Origin of the sequence: Microbacterium sp. Ru50 (assembly GCF_002920555.1) — a bacterium.
GTDB lineage: Bacteria > Actinomycetota > Actinomycetes > Actinomycetales > Microbacteriaceae > Microbacterium > Microbacterium arborescens.
In genome coordinates this window covers 1,211,540-1,227,739 of the sequence record NZ_PQSV01000001.1, presented here as the reverse complement: position 1 = coordinate 1,227,739, position 16,200 = coordinate 1,211,540, and the positions used below count along the sequence as shown (strand labels likewise).

15 protein-coding genes are annotated in these 16,200 nt (G+C 71.6%); 11 read left to right on the top strand and 4 right to left on the bottom strand.

Going from position 1 to position 16,200, the window contains the following annotated elements; genetic code table 11:
• Window positions 1-352: 352 nt before the first annotated feature.
• The 8 genes from C3481_RS05885 (at window position 353) to C3481_RS05850 (ending at window position 7,925) form a co-directional block, all read left to right on the top strand.
• Window positions 353-919 (top strand): putative adenylate kinase, encoded by a 567-nt coding sequence (locus tag C3481_RS05885; protein ID WP_023952261.1) that lies wholly within the window; start codon window positions 353-355, stop codon window positions 917-919.
• A complete protein-coding gene (locus C3481_RS05880) occupies window positions 916-1,209 on the top strand; it encodes a GNAT family N-acetyltransferase (protein ID WP_064956108.1) in 294 nt (97 codons plus the stop codon). The genes C3481_RS05885 and C3481_RS05880 overlap by 4 nt, the downstream gene beginning before the upstream one ends.
• Before the next feature lie 113 nt (window positions 1,210-1,322).
• Window positions 1,323-1,553, top strand: a complete 231-nt coding sequence (locus C3481_RS05875) for a hypothetical protein (protein WP_064956107.1) — start codon at window positions 1,323-1,325, stop codon at window positions 1,551-1,553.
• The gene (locus C3481_RS16725) at window positions 1,550-1,909 is read left to right on the top strand and encodes a hypothetical protein (protein WP_023952255.1); all 360 of its coding nucleotides are present in this window, start codon (window positions 1,550-1,552) and stop codon (window positions 1,907-1,909) included. Before C3481_RS05875 ends, C3481_RS16725 begins: the two co-directional genes overlap by 4 nt.
• Window positions 1,910-2,059: 150 nt before the next feature.
• Window positions 2,060-3,520 (top strand): MFS transporter, encoded by a 1,461-nt coding sequence (locus tag C3481_RS05865; protein ID WP_023952253.1) that lies wholly within the window; start codon window positions 2,060-2,062, stop codon window positions 3,518-3,520.
• A 62-nt stretch (window positions 3,521-3,582) separates the two neighbouring features.
• Window positions 3,583-4,731: an exonuclease SbcCD subunit D C-terminal domain-containing protein gene (locus C3481_RS05860; protein ID WP_103841170.1), complete on the top strand. Its 1,149-nt coding sequence runs from the start codon at window positions 3,583-3,585 to the stop codon at window positions 4,729-4,731.
• A complete protein-coding gene (locus C3481_RS05855) occupies window positions 4,728-7,733 on the top strand; it encodes an AAA family ATPase (RefSeq protein WP_103841168.1) in 3,006 nt (1,001 codons plus the stop codon). Before C3481_RS05860 ends, C3481_RS05855 begins: the two co-directional genes overlap by 4 nt.
• A gap of 9 nt (window positions 7,734-7,742) precedes the next feature.
• Entirely contained in the window at window positions 7,743-7,925 is a 183-nt protein-coding gene (locus tag C3481_RS05850) for a hypothetical protein (RefSeq protein WP_023952247.1), read from the top strand.
• Here C3481_RS05850 and C3481_RS05845 read toward each other — a convergent pair.
• Together C3481_RS05845 and C3481_RS16720 are read right to left on the bottom strand one after the other, a co-directional pair.
• On the bottom strand, window positions 7,913-8,479 hold the full coding sequence (locus tag C3481_RS05845) for a nucleoside phosphorylase (protein ID WP_023952245.1): 567 nt from the start codon (window positions 8,477-8,479) through the stop codon (window positions 7,913-7,915). The genes C3481_RS05850 and C3481_RS05845 overlap by 13 nt on opposite strands.
• Window positions 8,476-8,607, bottom strand: a complete 132-nt coding sequence (locus tag C3481_RS16720; protein ID WP_258039025.1) for a hypothetical protein — start codon at window positions 8,605-8,607, stop codon at window positions 8,476-8,478. Before C3481_RS16720 ends, C3481_RS05845 begins: the two co-directional genes overlap by 4 nt.
• Before the next feature lie 143 nt (window positions 8,608-8,750).
• On the opposite strand from C3481_RS16720, the gene C3481_RS05840 reads away from it, so the two are divergent.
• The gene (locus C3481_RS05840) at window positions 8,751-9,332 is read left to right on the top strand and encodes a hypothetical protein (RefSeq protein ID WP_023952241.1); all 582 of its coding nucleotides are present in this window, start codon (window positions 8,751-8,753) and stop codon (window positions 9,330-9,332) included.
• Between the two features lie 25 nt (window positions 9,333-9,357).
• Here the strand turns inward: C3481_RS05840 and C3481_RS05835 are convergent, their stop codons facing one another.
• The gene (locus C3481_RS05835; protein ID WP_023952239.1) at window positions 9,358-11,427 is read right to left on the bottom strand and encodes an NAD(+) synthase; all 2,070 of its coding nucleotides are present in this window, start codon (window positions 11,425-11,427) and stop codon (window positions 9,358-9,360) included.
• A gap of 70 nt (window positions 11,428-11,497) precedes the next feature.
• On the opposite strand from C3481_RS05835, the gene C3481_RS05830 reads away from it, so the two are divergent.
• Window positions 11,498-15,016, top strand: coding sequence for a bifunctional RecB family nuclease/DEAD/DEAH box helicase (locus C3481_RS05830; RefSeq protein WP_103841166.1), 3,519 nt, complete (start codon window positions 11,498-11,500; stop codon window positions 15,014-15,016).
• Window positions 15,017-15,033: 17 nt separating this feature from the next.
• On the opposite strand, the gene upp is transcribed toward C3481_RS05830, so the two are convergent.
• Window positions 15,034-15,669: a uracil phosphoribosyltransferase gene (gene upp, locus C3481_RS05825; protein WP_023952235.1), complete on the bottom strand. Its 636-nt coding sequence runs from the start codon at window positions 15,667-15,669 to the stop codon at window positions 15,034-15,036.
• 51 nt (window positions 15,670-15,720) lie between these two features.
• On the opposite strand from upp, the gene C3481_RS05820 reads away from it, so the two are divergent.
• Window positions 15,721-16,188, top strand: coding sequence for a nucleoside deaminase (locus tag C3481_RS05820; protein ID WP_374754843.1), 468 nt, complete (start codon window positions 15,721-15,723; stop codon window positions 16,186-16,188).
• Window positions 16,189-16,200 lie beyond the last annotated feature (12 nt).

Sequence of the window (16,200 nt, the reverse complement as noted above, 5' to 3'; positions counted from 1 at the left end):
TTCGGGTGTGCGTTGCGTGAGGCCCAGCGGGGGCCGGTGAGCGAGCATCCGGATGTCGGCGTTGTGGGCCGGGCCATCGGAACTCGGGGATCCGCGGCCGCGTTCAGAAGCGGCGGAGGATCAGGCGGGGTTCACCTGTCAGCGGCACATTCGGCAACACATGACAGCACGCTGCGACATCATCATGATGTCGGCAGTTCCGTTCGCCTCCCGGGCGGACAGAGTGCGTGCGATGTCAGTCATGGGGTTGATTATGACGATCCGTGTCCGGATGTGTCAAACACACCAGTGCCTCGCGTCCTTCGATGACGGAATGTGACAGATTGCTCAATCCTCGCTACGGTGCACGATCGTGGCTACGCGGATCCGGATCGTCGGCACCTCCGGCTCGGGGAAGAGCGTGCTCGCGGACCGTGTCTCGGCGCGGACGGGGCTGCCGCGGCTCGAGCTCGACGCCGTCTTCTGGGACGCCGACTGGCGGATGCGCGACCTCGACGAGGCCCGCGCCCGGGTCCGGGCGTTCGTGCGGCAGCATCCGGACGGGTGGGTCGCGGACGGCAACTGGACGTCGCGTCTGGGCGACATGCTCGATCCGGGCTCACCGGACGGCGCCGACACGGTCGTGTGGCTCGACCTGCCGCGCCGACGTGTGATGCGTCAGGTCGTCGGGCGGACGCTGCGCCGAGTGGTGCGGCGCGAGGAGCTGTGGCACGGCAACCGCGAGCGCGCACGAAATCTTCTGAGATGGCATCCAGAGCGGAACATCATCCGGTTCGCGTGGACCAACCATCCCGTCACGCGCGAGCGCATGCTCGGGCGCATCGCCGCGGGGGAGCGGATCGTGCGGCTGCGCGATCGCTCGGAGATCGACGCCTGGCTGGCCTCACTGCCGCCGGCCGGGCGTAGCGTGGGCCCATGAGCGATCTGACATTCACGAATGAGAAGGACGCCTCGCGCTACGCGCTGCACCGGGGAGACGACCTCGTCAGCGTGCTCGACTACCGCGACGACGGGCGCACCGTGGCGCTCACTCGCGCGTACACGATTCCGACGTTCCGCGGACACGGCTATGCGGCGGAGGTCGTCGAGCGCGCCGTGGCCGACATCGAGACTCTCGGCGACCGGACGATCAGTCCGGTCTGCTGGTACGTCGCCGACTGGTTCGAGGCGCACCCCGATCGCGCGGACATTCTGACGCCGCGCAGCTGACCGCCGCGTGGTTCCGAGGCGGCGGGATACGCCCCTCGGCGCGCGCCTGTCAAGACGGTGCTCGCGAGAGGATGCCAGGGCCAGACTGGGGCGATCGATCGAAGGAGACAGTCATGAACCGCGATCTTCCCGAGGGCGTCGTCGACCCCGACGGCGCCGGTGCCACCTCGCTCGCCGCGAGCGAAGCCGAAGACGACGCCGTCCGCGACGCGGACAGCCCCGCCGACGTCCCGATGCCCGACGGCGACAGCCCGGACGGTTTCGTCGAGAGCGCCGAGATCCAGCAGGGCCTGGATCCCGACCTCGTCACCGACGAGCAGGCAGACGAGGAGGAGCAGCGATGAGCGGTCAGGCCGACGAGATCGACTCGAGCGTCTCGGACTCCGCGACGCAGGACGCTCCCGAGACCGGTCGCGGCGGCACGCGGGCGACATCTGCGGGAACCGGCGGCGACGTGACGCCTCCGAAGGAGGACACCCCGGTCTCGCCTCCGGGCGTGCAGGACGGTCCGGCGCTGTCGATGCACGACACGACCGAGCAGGAGCGCCTCGACGGGCTCGTCGCGCAGCTGCGCGCGGATCTCCCGGGCGAGAACCGCGCGACGGTCGAGAAGTACGTGCGTCAGCGCGTCTCGGAGGTCGGCCTGAACGTCGGCGACGACGAGATCGCGCGAATCGTCGACGACCTCGCCGCCGACTGACGAATGACATCGCGAATGCCCCGGGGCACGGTCCCGGGGCATTCGTCGTGGTGGCGCCCGGGCCTCTCCGGGAGCCCGGCCTCTACGGGGCCCGGGCCGACAGTGCAAGGCCGCGCACGGCATCTCTCGACGGGCATAGCCTGACCCACGATGAGTGACACGGCGAGCATCCCGCTGTCGGTGCACCAGCGGTGGCGGGCCTTCTGGGTCTGCGTCGCCGTTGCGGCGCTGACGATCCTGGACCTGACGAAGGTCAACGTCGCGCTGCCCTCGATCGAGAAGGCTTTCGGCGCGGGCTCGACGGAGCTGCAGCTCATCGTGTCGGGCTACGTGCTCACGTTCGGGCTGACCCTCGTGCCGGCCGGACGCATCGGCGATCAGCGCTCGCGACGGGCGCTGTTCGTCATCGGGCTCTCGCTCTTCGCCGCCACGAGCGTCGTCTGCGCGCTCGCGCCGGATACGGGGGTGCTCCTGGCCGCCCGGCTCGTGCAGGGCGTGGCGGCCGGCATCCAGATGCCCCAGGTCATCGGTCTCGCCCAGGAGATGTTCCAGGGGGCCGAGCGCGGGAAGGCCTTCGGGCTGTTCGGCGCCACGATCGGCATCTCGACGGCGTTCGGCCCGACGCTCGGTGGTCTCATGATCGCGCTGGGCGGGGCCGAGGACGGCTGGCGCTACATCTTCTGGATGAACGTCCCGCTGACGATCGCCGTTCTCGCCGGTGTGATCTGGCTGCTCCCGAGGACCCGCGAGTCGCGGCCGGCCCGTCTGCAGCTCGACCCGGTGGGCCTGCTGCTGTTCGCGCTCGTCGTGATCGCCTTCATGGCCCCGTTCCTCCTCACGACGGGCGCGCAGGGCGACGATCCGCAGCGGTGGTGGTCGCTCGTGGCCTTCGGGGTCTTCGCCGCGATGTTCGTGTGGTGGGAGCGACGCTACGCGGCATCCGGCAAGCACCCCTTGATCCCGCTCGAGCTCTTCGCCATCTCGTCGTATCGAAACGGCACGCTCATCCAGGCGGTGTACTTCATGGCGCTCCCCGCCATGTTCCTGCTCACGACACTCTTCCTGCAGCTCGGAGTGGGCCTCGAACCGGTGTTCGCGGGGATGGTGTCGATCGGCTTCGCCATCGCCAGTGCGGGCGCCTCGTACGTCGGCGGTCGCATCGTGACGCGCGTCGGTCGCCCCCTGGTGGTCGGGGGACTGGTCATCATGCTCGCGGCGGTCGTCGCGCTCGCTCTCGTCGCATACTTCGTGCCGGCCGGGATCGTCGAGTTCGCGATGGCGGGCGTGCTGACGGTCGGCGGCTTCGGCGGCGGTCTCGTCATCTCGCCGAACCAGACCCTCACCCTCGCCGACATCCCGGTGAAGCAAGGCGGTCTGGCCGGCTCCGTGGGTCAGCTCGTGCAGCGCATCGGCACCGCCGTCGGAACGGCCGTCGCACTGTCGCTGTTCTACTCGACGGTGTACCGCCTCGGTGGTGGATCGACGCCGCGGATCGACGTCTATCACGATGCCTACGCCCTCGGGATGGTCTCGGTCGGCCTGTTCCTCGCGCTCGCCCTCGTGCTGGGCGTCGCCGACCTCGCGTCCCGACGGCGGGCGGCGCGGGCCTGAGTCTGGCGGCTTCCCCGCGGGGCATCGCCGCGATGTCCGACCCTCCTCCTACCCTGGTCGGCATGCGGATCCTCCACACCTCCGACTGGCACATCGGGCGGACCTTCCACGGTCATTCGACGCTCGACGCGCTGCGGGGCGTGCTCGAGGAGCTCACCGCGCAGGTCCGCGAGCACGAGGTCGACGTCGTCGTCGTGGCCGGCGATGTCTTCGACTCGGCCGCACCGGCGGCGGGGTGCTACGCCCTCCTCTCCGACACCCTCCGCGGCATCGCCGACGCCGGTGCTCGCGTCATCGTCACGAGCGGCAACCACGATTCCGCCGCCCGCCTCGGGTTCCAGGCGGGGCTGCTGCGCGAGGGCATCCACGTCCTCACCGACCCGGCCGCGGTGGGCACTCCGATCACGATCGCGGATGCCGACGGGCCGGTGCACTTCTACGGCATCCCGTATCTCGAGCCGGCGCTGCTGCGACACCTGTGGCCCGAGGCCCGGTCGCAGGCAGCCGTGATCGATCGCGCGATGGGGCTCGTGCGCGACGACCTGGCGGTGCGCGGCGGGCGGTCGGTCGCGATCGCCCACTGCTTCGCCGCGGGTGTCGAACCGACGCCGCACCTCGAGCGGGACATCCAGCAGGGCGGCCTCGACGTCGTGCCGCTGGCGGCATTCGCGGGTGTCGACTACATGGCTCTGGGGCACATCCACGGTCGCCAGCAGCTGGCCCCCGCCGTGCGCTACGCGGGCGCGCCGCTGCACTACAGCTTCGGCGAGGGCGACAAGCCCCGGGGTTCGTGGCTCGTCGAGCTCGACGCCGACGGCTTCGTCGACGCTCGGTGGCTCCAGCTGCCGGTTCCGCGTCGGGTCGTCACCCTGCGCGGCCCCCTCGCCGACGTTCTGGCCGATCCCGCTCACGAGCAGCACGCTGATGCGTGGGTCTGCGTCGAGTACACCGACACCCTGCCCGAGCGCGATCCGATGCGCCGTCTGCAAGAACGCTTCCCGTTCTGCGCGAAGGTCGTGCACGTACCGGCGGATGCCGCGCCGAGCGACGCGCGCACCTACGTCGACCGCGTGCGCGCCGCGCGCAGCGACGCCGAGCTCGTCGAAGCGTTCCTCGTGCACGTCCGCGAGGGGGCCGGTGCCGACGAGCGCGAGCGCGAGCTGTTGGCCGACGTCCTCGACGAGCGGATCCGCGTGGAGGCGATGGCGTGAAGCTGCATCGCCTGGAGCTGACCGGCTTCGGTCCGTTCCGCGAGAAGCAGACCGTCGACTTCGACGCCTTCGATCGCGACGGCGTCTTCCTCATCTCGGGCCGCACCGGCGCGGGCAAGTCGAGCATCCTCGACGGGGTGAGCTTCGCGCTCTACGGCTCGGTGCCGCGTTACGACAACGGCGAACGGCGTCTCCGCAGCGACCACAGCTTCCTGGGCGACCCCACCGAGGTGCGGCTGGAGTTCACCGTCGGCGGGCAGCGCTGGCGCGTGACCCGAGCGCCGGAGTACGAGCGGCCCGCGAAGCGCGGCGACAAGCTCACGACCGAGATCGCGCGCGCCGAGCTCGAGCAGGACGTCGACGGCGAGTGGGTGGGCCGGGCTGCGAAACCCCGCGAGGTCGCGCTGCTGCTCGACGAGGTGCTGGGCCTGAACGCGCAGCAGTTCCAGCAGGTGATCCTGCTGGCGCAGAACAAGTTCTCACGATTCCTCCTCGCTCGAAACGATGAGCGGCAGCAGCTGCTGCGCACGCTGTTCGGCACGAAGCGCTTCGAGCAGTACAAGGACGATCTCGAGGAGCGTCGGCGCTCCGCGCAGCGCGAGCTCGACGCCGCGGGCGATCAGGTGCGTACGCTTCTCGAGCTCGCCGAAGCGGCCATGACGCAGCAGAGCGGCGCCATCGGCGATGACGGGGCGACGGACGGGGCGGCGCCGCTCGACCTCGCCGGCCGACGCGATGTCGTCGAACGAGCACGCCGTCGGGCCGATTACCGCGTGGAACAGGCCGACGAGCTCCGCCAGCAGGCGGAGTCGCGGCAGACCGCTCTCGCGGCGACCTATGCCGAGCTCGTCGAGCGGGTGCGGGTGCTCGACGATCTCGCCGCAGCGCGCCGGCGCCTGGACGACCTCGACGCGGTCGCCGACGAGGTGGCTGCGGGTGAACGCCGACTCGAGCGTGCGCGTGCCGCCGAAGCGCTCCGCGCGACGCTCGAGCAGGCCGACCGGTCCGACGAAGCGGCGGGGGAGGCCCGCATCGCGGTGGAGCGCGCCGAGAGGCGCTGGACGGAGGCGGGCGGACGCGTCGACGACGACATCGCCGCTCTCGTCGAGGCCCTCACAGGCGACATCGCCCGCTGGACGGACGCGCTCGAGCGCGAGCACGAGCTGACGCACGCCCTCGCGGATCGAGACGCGACCGCGGGCGAGATCGCCCTCCTCGAGGAGCAGGCGACGCTGCTCGACGCACAGCACGCGCTCCTGCCCGCGGAGCGCGAACGGCTCTCGACCGAGCTCGCGGCGGCGACCCTCGCGGCGGCGCGCGGCGACGAGCAGCGTGTCCGGGTCGACGAACTCGCTGCTCAGGCCGAGGCGGCCGGTGAGGCGGAACGTCTCGCGGGTGAGCTCCGCGAGGCCGAGGAAGCCTATCTGCGCACGAGTAATGCCGCGGAGGGGGCGGCTGCCGCCGTCACCGACCTGCTGCGGCGACGAGTGGCCGGTCGGGCGGGAGAACTCGCCGCCGAACTGGCCGACGGCGCGGCCTGCCCGGTCTGCGGGGCGCTCGAGCACCCGCATCCCGCGCCCCCGGCGCCCGACGGTGTGACGGACGACGATCTGGCCGACGCGGAGTCGGCGCGCGATGCCGCCGCGGCCGAGGCGCGCGGCGCGGGAGAGCGCGCCGCGCTGCTGCGCGCGGACCACGCCGCTGCGACGGCACGTGCGGGCGGTCGCGGGAGCGATGAGCTCGCCGACATGCTCGCTCAGGCCCGGGACGAGCTGACATCCACCGAACGCGCCGCAGAGCGTGTCGCCGACCTCACCGAGAAGCGCGACGTGCTCGACCGTCTCGACGCCGAGGCGGCCGAGGAGCGCTCGCGCCTGGCGGCCGCGCTGGCCGATGCGCGCGAGCGCTCCGCCGTGGCCACCACGACCCTCGCCCGCCTGGAGCGCGACGTGGCCGACGCACGGGGGCCGTTCGCGACGGTCGCCGAGCGCATCGCGGAGGCGACCGAGCGGCGCGACCTCGCGCGAGCGGTGATCGAGGGCCGGCGGGCGCTCGCCCACAGCGAGGCGACCGCGGCCGGTGCCGCGAACGACCGCGCGCAGCGCATCGAGGCATCAGTGTTCGCCGACGTCGGCGAGGTGCGCGAGGCGCTGCTCCCCGAATCCGAGCGGACCTCCCTCACGCGGCGCGTCGCCGAACACGCCGCCGACGTCGCGGCCACGCGCGCCCGCCTGCTCGAGCTCGAGCTCGCCGCCGCGGGGCTGCCCGACGAGCGGCCCGATCTCGACGCTGCGGCCGAAGCGGTCGCTGCCGGAGACCGCGCCCGCAGCGAGGCGATCGCCGCGCACCGCGACGCCGTCAACGCCGCCGAGACGATGAGCGATCTCCTCCGGCGCATCGACGACGCGTTCGTCGCGGTGTCCGGTCTCGCCGAGCGGACGGCGACCGTGACCCGGCTCGCCGACACCGTCGCCGGCCGTGCGCCCAACACCCGCAAGATGGATCTCGAGACCTTCGTGCTCGCCGCCGAACTGGAAGAGATCGTCGCCGCCGCCAACCTGCGGCTGCGCGACATGTCGTCGGGCCGGTACACCCTCCACCACAGCGATGCGCTGCAGGCTCGTGGTGCAGCCTCCGGCCTCGGGCTCGAGGTGCTCGACGCGCACACCGGCCGCCTCCGCTCGCCGCAGTCGCTGTCGGGAGGAGAGACCTTCCTTGCCTCCCTCGCCCTCGCGCTCGGTCTCGCCGAGGTCGTCACGGGTCGTGCCGGCGGCATCCGCCTCGACACGCTCTTCGTCGACGAGGGATTCGGGTCGCTCGATCCCGAGACCCTCGAGCTCGCGATGCGCACCCTCGACGAGCTGCGCGCGGGCGGCCGCACCGTCGGCGTCATCAGCCACGTCGAGGGCATGAAGGAGCAGCTCGCCGCGCAGATCGTCGTCGAGGCGACGCGTGAGGGCCCGAGCATCATTCGACAGGAGGCGCTCAGTGAGCGCGACTAGGCTGGCGCCGTGAGGACTTTCTGGACCGTCGTCGGAGTGATCGCCGCGATCTTCGTGGCGTGGGTGATCGTCGACATCGTGCTGCGCCTGGCCGTGTTCGCGGTCAAGCTCGGGCTCGTCGCGGTCGTCGCCCTCGTCGTGTTCCTGCTGCTGCGTCGGCTGTTCGCGCGCAGCAGTGATCAGACGCCGTAGTCGGCCCGGATCCGCTCGTACAGGGCGCGACTGCACGCCGCGACGGCGTCGTCCCACCCGGTTGTCGCGCCGTCCTGGGCGTCGTCCGACACCGCTTTGAGCACCCGGATGGGGATGCCGAAGCGCTGGGCGACCCAGATGTAGACGTAGGTCTCCATGTCGACCAGTTGCGCGCCCAGCGACTGGATCAGGGCGACCGCCTCGGCGTCGTCGACGAAGACGTCGCCCGTCGCGATGCGCACCCCGGCACCGCCGGCTTCGACGCGCTCGGGCATCGACAGATGCCGGCCGCGAACCCCCGCCAGGTCGAACACGTCGTGCTGGACGGCGTCGCCGACCTCGTAGATGCCGGGGCCGAGAGCGCCGGCCACCGCTCCCGCGGTCCCGACGACCACGATCTCGTCGTACGTGGTGCGGTCGAGCGCGCGGGTCAGCTCATGTGCGGCGAGCAGCTTGCCGGGGCCCGTGAGCAGGATGTCGAACCCCGGGATGTCGGCGGGGAAGCCGATCAGCTCATCGCGGTGCGCGACGACCAAGAGCCGTCGCACGGTCACGCACCGCCCCGGGCGAGGATGCCGAGGATGCCGGAGATCAGCAGGTAGGCGCCGATGCCGCCCACCACGACCCAGATCGCGATGCGGGCGGGGGACGGCCGCTTGTCGTCGCCGTTGTCGAGGCTCATCCCGCCAGCCTAAGCGAGGTCGCGTCGGCGGATCGCGCGGGCGGCCCGGGAACCGGATTGACCCGGTCGCCCGCCCTGGTGCGAGCACGTGCGGTCGCTAGACTCGACCTGAGGTCAGACCATCCAGAGGCGGGAGCGACGGAATGAAGACGGTACTTCTCGATACGCCCGCGGGGATCACCGCACGGCTCGGGTGGGATCCCGCCATCACGGTGCACCACCGGCGGCGGATGATCGCGCGTGAGCTCGTCGCTCAGGCTCTCGGCTGCGACGAGAAGGATGTCCGCATCGAACGTGAGGCTCCTCGCGGCTTCGGCTATCACACGCGCCTCATCGCATCGCGCGACGGCGTCGAGGTGCCGCTGGCGATCACGACGGCGAGCTTCCGTGCGGCGACGGTCGTCGCGGTCAGCGATCCGGGGCTGCCGGTCGGCATCGACATCCGCGACGCGCATCCCGAACCCGCCGACCTCGCCCGGATGCGCAAGCACTCCCGGCTCTTCGCCGGGGCCGACACCCTCGACCTCGTCGACCACTGGGTTCACGTGCAGGCGGTGCTGGAGGCCGACGGCCGCGGTGTCCGTGTCGCACCGGAACAGGTCCGGCTCGACCCGGGCCGCCACCGCGGCTGGATTCCCGACCGCAACATGAAGTACACCCTCGTCGACATCTCGCGCGACGGGTGGCTCATCACCCTGGCCTACGGCACTCTGCCGACCGCCTGACCGGGCCGTCCCGGTCGCCGACGCGTCAGTCGACGAGGTCGGGCAGCGCCCGCCGGAGCTCCGCGAGCCACGCCTCGGGGTTGCCGTCCGACGGTGCACGCCAATCGCCCCGGGGCGACAGCGACCCCGCCGCGGCCACCTTGGGGCCGTTGGGGATCGCGCTGCGCTTGAACTGCGCGAAGCCGAAGAACCGCTTGATGAACACCTGCAGCCAGTGCGTGATCTCGGCGAGGTCGTACGCGTAGCGGCTGTCGCGCGGGAAGCCGACCGGCCAGTCGCCGGCGTCGGCATCCGACCAGGCGTGCTGGGCGAGGAAGGCGATCTTCGACGGGCGGAACCCGTAGCGCAGGACATGGTGCAGCGCGAAGTCGTGGAGGGCGTAAGGGCCGATCGTCGACTCCGTGGACTGCACCTTGCCGTCTTCGCCCGCGGGCACGAGCTCGGGGCTGATCTCGGTGTCGAGAACCGACTGCAGTACCGCCACGGCCTCGTCGGTCAGGTCGGTTCCCGTCCCCTCCCGGTGCGCGATCACCCAGCGGATGAGGTGCTGCATGAGCGTCTTGGGCACACCGACGTTCACGGCGTAGTGGCTCATGTGGTCGCCGACGCCGTAGGTGGCCCAGCCGAGCGCGAGCTCGGAGAGGTCGGAGGTGCCGATGACGATGCCGTTCAGGCGGTTGGCGAGCCGGAACAGGAAGTCGGTCCGCACACCGGCCTGGACGTTCTCGAACGTCACGTCGTACACGGGCTCGCCGGAGGCGTAGGGGTGTCCGATACCGCGCAGGAGCTCGTTCGCGGCGGGGCGGATGTCGATCGTCTCGATCGTCGCGCCGATCGCCTCGGCGAGCGCGACGGCATTGGACTTCGTGTGGTCGCTCGTCGCGAAGCCGGGCATCGTGTAGGCGAGGATGTCGCTGCGCGGCCGGCCCATGCGGTCCATCGCGCGGGCGACGACGAGCAGGGCATGAGTGGAGTCGAGCCCGCCGGACACGCCGATCACGGGGCGGGGCCCGCCGATGGCCCGCATCCGCTGCTCGAGGCCGGAGACCTGGATGTTGAACGCCTCGTAGCAGTCCTGGTCGAGGCGCGCCGGGTCGTCCGGCACGAACGGGAAGCGGTCGAGCGTGCGCCGCAGCCCGATGTCCTCGGCGGGCGGGTGCAGGAACGTCTCGACGGTGAGGAAGTCGGTCGCCGTCGTGCGGCGATTGTCGTCGAACGTGCCCTGGCGGTACCGGTCCTGGCGCACCCGGTCGAGGTCGACGTCGGCCACGCTGCGGCGCGGCCCGTCGGGGAAGCGCTCGGTCTCGGCGAGGAGCGAGCCGCCCTCGTAGATCATGGTCTGGCCGTCCCACGAGACGTCGTTGGTCGATTCGCCGAGACCTGCCGCCGCGTAGGCGTAGACGGCGAGGCATCGCAGCGACTGCGACTGCACGAGCGTGCGGCGGTCGTCGGCCCGGCCGATCGTGATGGGGGAGCCCGACAGGTTGACGAGCACCGTCGCCCCTGCGAGAGCCGCGCGCGACGAGGGCGGCACCGGAACCCACATGTCCTCGCACACCTCGGCGTGCAGGACGAGGCCGGGGACGTCGCGGACGTCGAAGAGGAGGTTCGTTCCGAACACGGTCTCGTGCGAGCCGATGCGGATGCCCTCGCCGTCCCACTCCTCGCCGGCGGCGTACCAGCGGCGCTCGTAGAACTCGCGGTAGGTGGGCAGGTGGGCCTTGGGGGCGACACCGAGGATCTCGCCGCGATGGATGACGACGGCGCAGTTGTACAGGCGGCTGCGGTGGCGGAGCGGGGCACCGACCACCAGCACCGGCATGAGATCGACGGATGCCGCGACGATGCGCTCGATCGCCGCGTCGACGGCATCCAGGACCGCGTCCTGCAGGACGAGGTCGTCGATCGCGTAGCCGGTGAGGCACAGCTCGGGGAACACCGCGACCGCGACGGAGTCGGCGTCGCACGCGTGCGCCTCGGCGATGACGGCTTCGGCGTTGGCGGCGGGATCGGCGATCGACACCGGAATGGTGCAGGCGGCGATCCGCGCGAAGCCGTGGGCGTACGCGCTGGCGAAGGGGAGCGACTCGTTCACCCTCCTCAGTCTGGCACCGGCGTCGGCGGTGTCGCACCCCGCGGTTAGGGTCATTGAACGGAAGGGGATCATGCGATACATCGAGGACGAAGGCCGGATCGTCTGGAGCGCGAGCGACCTCAAGGCCGCGGCCGAGTGCGAGTTCGCGTGGCTGCGCGCGATCGACGCCAAGCTCGGACGCGTCGCCGCCGTCGACGAGCCCGACGACCCGACCCTCGAACGGGCCGGCCGTCTGGGCGACCGGCACGAAGAACGTCAGCTCGCGGCGTACCGCGCCGAGTTCGGCGATCGTGTCACCGAGATCCCCGAGACGCGGTCATCGGATGCCGCGGGCCTGGCGCGGGCGGTCGCGCTCACGCGCGAGGCTCTCGCATCGGATGCGCGGGTGATCTACCAGGCCGCGTTCGCCGATACCGACTTCGTCGGGTTCGCCGACTTTTTGCTGCGCGACGAGGACGACCGGTGGGTCGTGCAGGACACCAAGCTCGCCCGTCATGCCCGGGTCACCGCGCTGATGCAGCTCGAAGCGTATGCCGTCCAGCTCGATCGCGAGGGTGCGCGCGTGGCCGATCACGTCGAGCTGCTGCTCGGCGACGGCACGGTGTCGCGGCATGCCCGGGCCGACATCGCGCCCGTGTTCGCCCTGCGCCGCGAGCGCCTGCGCTCCCTCATCGCCGATCGTGATGTCGCCGCAGGTGCGGCGGGGGAGGCCATCGCGTGGGGCGACGACCGCGGAGATCTGCGGATCGCGGCCTGCGGACGCTGCGCGACGTGCGACCTCGAGGTCGTCGCTGCGCGCGACCTGCTGCTCGTCGCCGGGATGCGGCCGATCCAGCGCGAGCGGCTGCGGGCCTCCGGCGTCACCACGATCGACGAGCTCGCGGCAGCGCGCGAGGCGCCGGGCCGGATGTCGTGGGACACGTTCACGGGGCTCCGCACCCAGGCGCGGCTGCAGCTCGAGAGTCCCGCGGGCGGCGTCACGGCCATGCTCCAGGGTGATACCGAGGACGGCCCGAGCGCTGCGCCCCTGCCGACCTATGAGGTCGTCTTCCCGCGGGCACTCGGCGCGCTTCCCCGGCCAGACCTCGGCGACCTGTTCTTCGATTTCGAGGGAGACCCGCTCTACACCGAGGGCGCGGGTCGCCACTGGGGCATCGACTACCTGTTCGGGTGGGTCGACCTGCGCGAGCAGTACTCCGCGCTGTGGGCCCACACGTTCGACGAGGAGAAGGCGGCGTTCCAGACCTTCCTCGAGTTCGTCGCCGTGCAGCGGGCCGCCCACCCCGCGATGCACATCTATCACTACGCGCCGTACGAGCCGACGCATCTCCTCGCGATGGCCGCGCGCTACGGCGTCGGCGAAGCGGAGGTCGACCGACTGCTGCGCGACGGTGTCTTCGTCGACCTGTACCCGATCGTCCGCCGGGCGCTTCGGGTGGGCTCGCGCTCGTACTCGATCAAGAAGCTCGAGCCGCTCTACATGGGCGCCGAGGTCCGCACGAGCGACGTCCAGAAGGGCGACGACTCGATCGTCCGGTACGTCGAGGCGCGTGCGCTCGCCGAGGCGGGTGACGCAGACGGCGCCGCCGCGATCCTCGCCGACCTCGCCGACTACAACCGCTACGACTGCGTGTCGACGCGGCGGCTGCGCGACTGGCTCGTCGACCGGGCGCGCGAAGCGCAGCTCCGCCCGTCGGCCGACGTCGAGCCCGAAGAGCGCGCTTACGAGCCGTCGCCGCGGGCGACGGCGCTCTCACGGCTCGCGGATGCCGCTGCCACCGACGACCCCGCCGGTGCGGAGGCTCCGGCAGCCGTTGCGCTCCGGCTCGGGGCAGCGGCGATCGACTACTACCCGCGCGAGGCGAAGTCGTTCTGGGCCACGCACTTCCTCCGTCTGCGCGAACCGCTCTCGATGTGGGAAGACACCCGTGACGTCGTCGCCGTCGCGTCGGAGCGCAGCCGGGTGCTCGAGGACTGGCATCGCCCCGAGGGTACCCGGACCGACCGGCGCATCCTCGAGCTCCGCGGCGAGGTCGCGCCGGGCACGCGGCTGAGCGTCGATTCGTCGCCCTTCGCGATCTACGAGTCGCCCGCGCCGTTCCCGACCGAACCGCGGCCGCGCTTCATCCACGCCGACCGGCGCGTTCGGGTCGTCGATGTGCTCGATGACGGCGCGATCGTCGAGGAGCTCGCCGCGGGGGCTTACATGTGGTCCGAGCTGCCGATCGCGCTGACCCCCGCGGCGCCGCCGCCCGCGGGCAGCCAGCAGGCGGCGATCGACGCGTGGGCAGACGGGGTGATCCATGCCGCGCCCGAGCTGCCCGCCGACCCCGCGACCGACCTGCTGCTGCGCCGCCCGCCGCGAACGTTCTCCGGCGGTTTACCGGGCGACGGGTCCGACCCCGTCGCGGACATCTCGCGCGCCATCCTCGACCTCGATCGCAGCTATCTCGCCGTCCAGGGCCCTCCCGGAACGGGCAAGACCTATGTGGGGTCGCACGTCGTCGCGCGTCTGGTCGGCGAACGCGGATTCCGCGTCGGTGTCGTCGCGCAGTCGCACGCCGTCGTCGAGAACATGCTCGATCGCATCGCGGCGGCGGGCGTGCCCCGCGAGAAGATCGCCAAGGCGGTGAAGGGCGAGCCGAGCGGTGACGAGGCCTTCACCGTCATCCCGAAGAACGGCGTCGCCGAATTCACCGCGACACGTCCCGACGGCTACGTCATCGGCGGCACCGCGTGGGATCTCACTCACGCGGGCCGCATCCCGCGCGGCAGCCTCGACCTGCTCGTGATCGACGAGGCGGGCCAGTTCTCGCTCGCCTCGACGATCGCGGTGTCCGTCGCGGCATCACGGCTCCTCCTGCTGGGCGACCCGCAGCAGCTGCCGCAGGTCAGCCAGGGCACACACCCCGAGCCGGTCGACACATCCGCTCTCGGCTGGATCATGGACGGCGCTCACGTCATTCCCGCCGACCGCGGGTTCTTCCTGGCCGAGACCCGGCGCATGCGGCCGGAGGTCGCCGAGCCGGTCTCGGTGCTGGCCTATGACGGACGTCTCGCCGCGCACGTCTCGACCGCGGACCGGGTGCTCGAGGGCGTAGCCCCGGGCGTCGTGCCCGTACCGGTCGCGCATCGGCGCAATGCGACCGCCTCGCCCGAGGAGGCGGAGGCCGTCGTGCGCCTGGTCGCCGATCTCCTCGGCCGCACGTGGCTGCCCGATCCGACGGCCGCGCCGCGTCCGCTCGACCAGCGCGACATCATCGTGGTCACCCCCTACAACGCCCAGCAGGTGCTCGTAGAAGAAGCGCTCGCCGCAGCGGGCTACACCCAGGTGCCGGTGGGAACGGTCGACCGCTTCCAGGGCCAGGAGGCCGCCGTGGCGATCGTGTCGCTCGCGGCATCCTCGGGACGCGATGCACCGCGAGGGCTGGAGTTCCTGCTGCTGCAGAATCGCCTCAACGTCGCCGTCTCACGAGCGCAGCACACGGCGTACATCGTCTACGGCACCGGCATCCTCGGCGATCTGCCGCGCACGCCCGAGGGGGTCGCGCGGATGAGCGCGTTCGCTCGCCTCGTCGGGGCGGTCTGAAGCGCGCGGCTCGCGGGTCAGTCGACGGTGCCGTAGAGGCGGTCGCCGGCGTCGCCGAGACCGGGCACGATGTAGCCGCGCTCGTCGAGACGCTCGTCGAGCGAGCCCAGGACGAGGGTCACGTCGCGGTCGCCGACCTGCTTCTCGATGGCGGCGAGCCCCTCGGGAGCGCCGAGGATGCAGATCGCGGTGACGTCCTGCGCACCGCGCTTGAAGATGAAGTCGATCGCGGCGCCGAGCGACCCGCCCGTGGCGAGCATCGGGTCGAGCACGAAGCACTGGCGGTCGCTGAGGTCGTCGGGCAGGCGCTCGGCGTACGTGGTGGGCTCGAACGTCACCTCGTTGCGCGCCATTCCGAGGAAGCCCACCTCGGCGGTCGGGAGGAGCTTGGTCATGCCCTCGAGCATGCCCAGCCCGGCGCGCAGGATCGGCACGACGAGGGGACGCGGCTTGGCGATCGCGAGGCCCGTCGTCCGGGTGACCGGGGTCTCGATCTCGACCTGCTCGGTGCGGACGTTCCGGGTGGCCTCGTACGCGAGCAGGGTGACGAGCTCTTCGGTGAGCTGGCGGAACACCGGCGAGGTGGTGTTCTTGTCGCGCAGGACCGAGAGCTTGTGGGTGATGAGGGGGTGGTCGGCGACGTGAACACGCATGTGATGATCCTACGCGGACGGTCCGCATCTCCTCGGCTCTACGCTGGTGCCGTGACCCTGACGGCATCCGCTGACGACATCCGCAGCATGACGCTGGCCCTCCAGCTCGCGGAAGCGGCTGCCGCAGCCGGCGACATCCCCGTGGGTGCGGTCGTGACCGATGCGGCGGGCGCGGTGATCGGCGAGGGACGGAACCTCCGCGAGGCGACCGGCGACCCGACGGCTCACGCCGAGGTGGTCGCGCTGCGCGCCGCGGCGGCCGCGACCGGGTCGTGGAACCTGGCCGGCTGCACCCTCACCGTGACGCTCGAGCCCTGCGTCATGTGTGCGGGCGCGATGCTGCAGGCGCACGTCTCGCGACTCGTCTTCGGCGCGTGGGACGACAAAGCCGGAGCCGCCGGTTCGCAGTACGACCTCGTGCGCGACCGCCGGCTTCCCGTGCGCGCGGAGGTCGTCGCCGGGGTGCGGTCCGCGGACTCGTCGGCGCTGCTGCGCACGTTCTTCGCGCAGCAGCGGTGAGGTCGGCCGCGA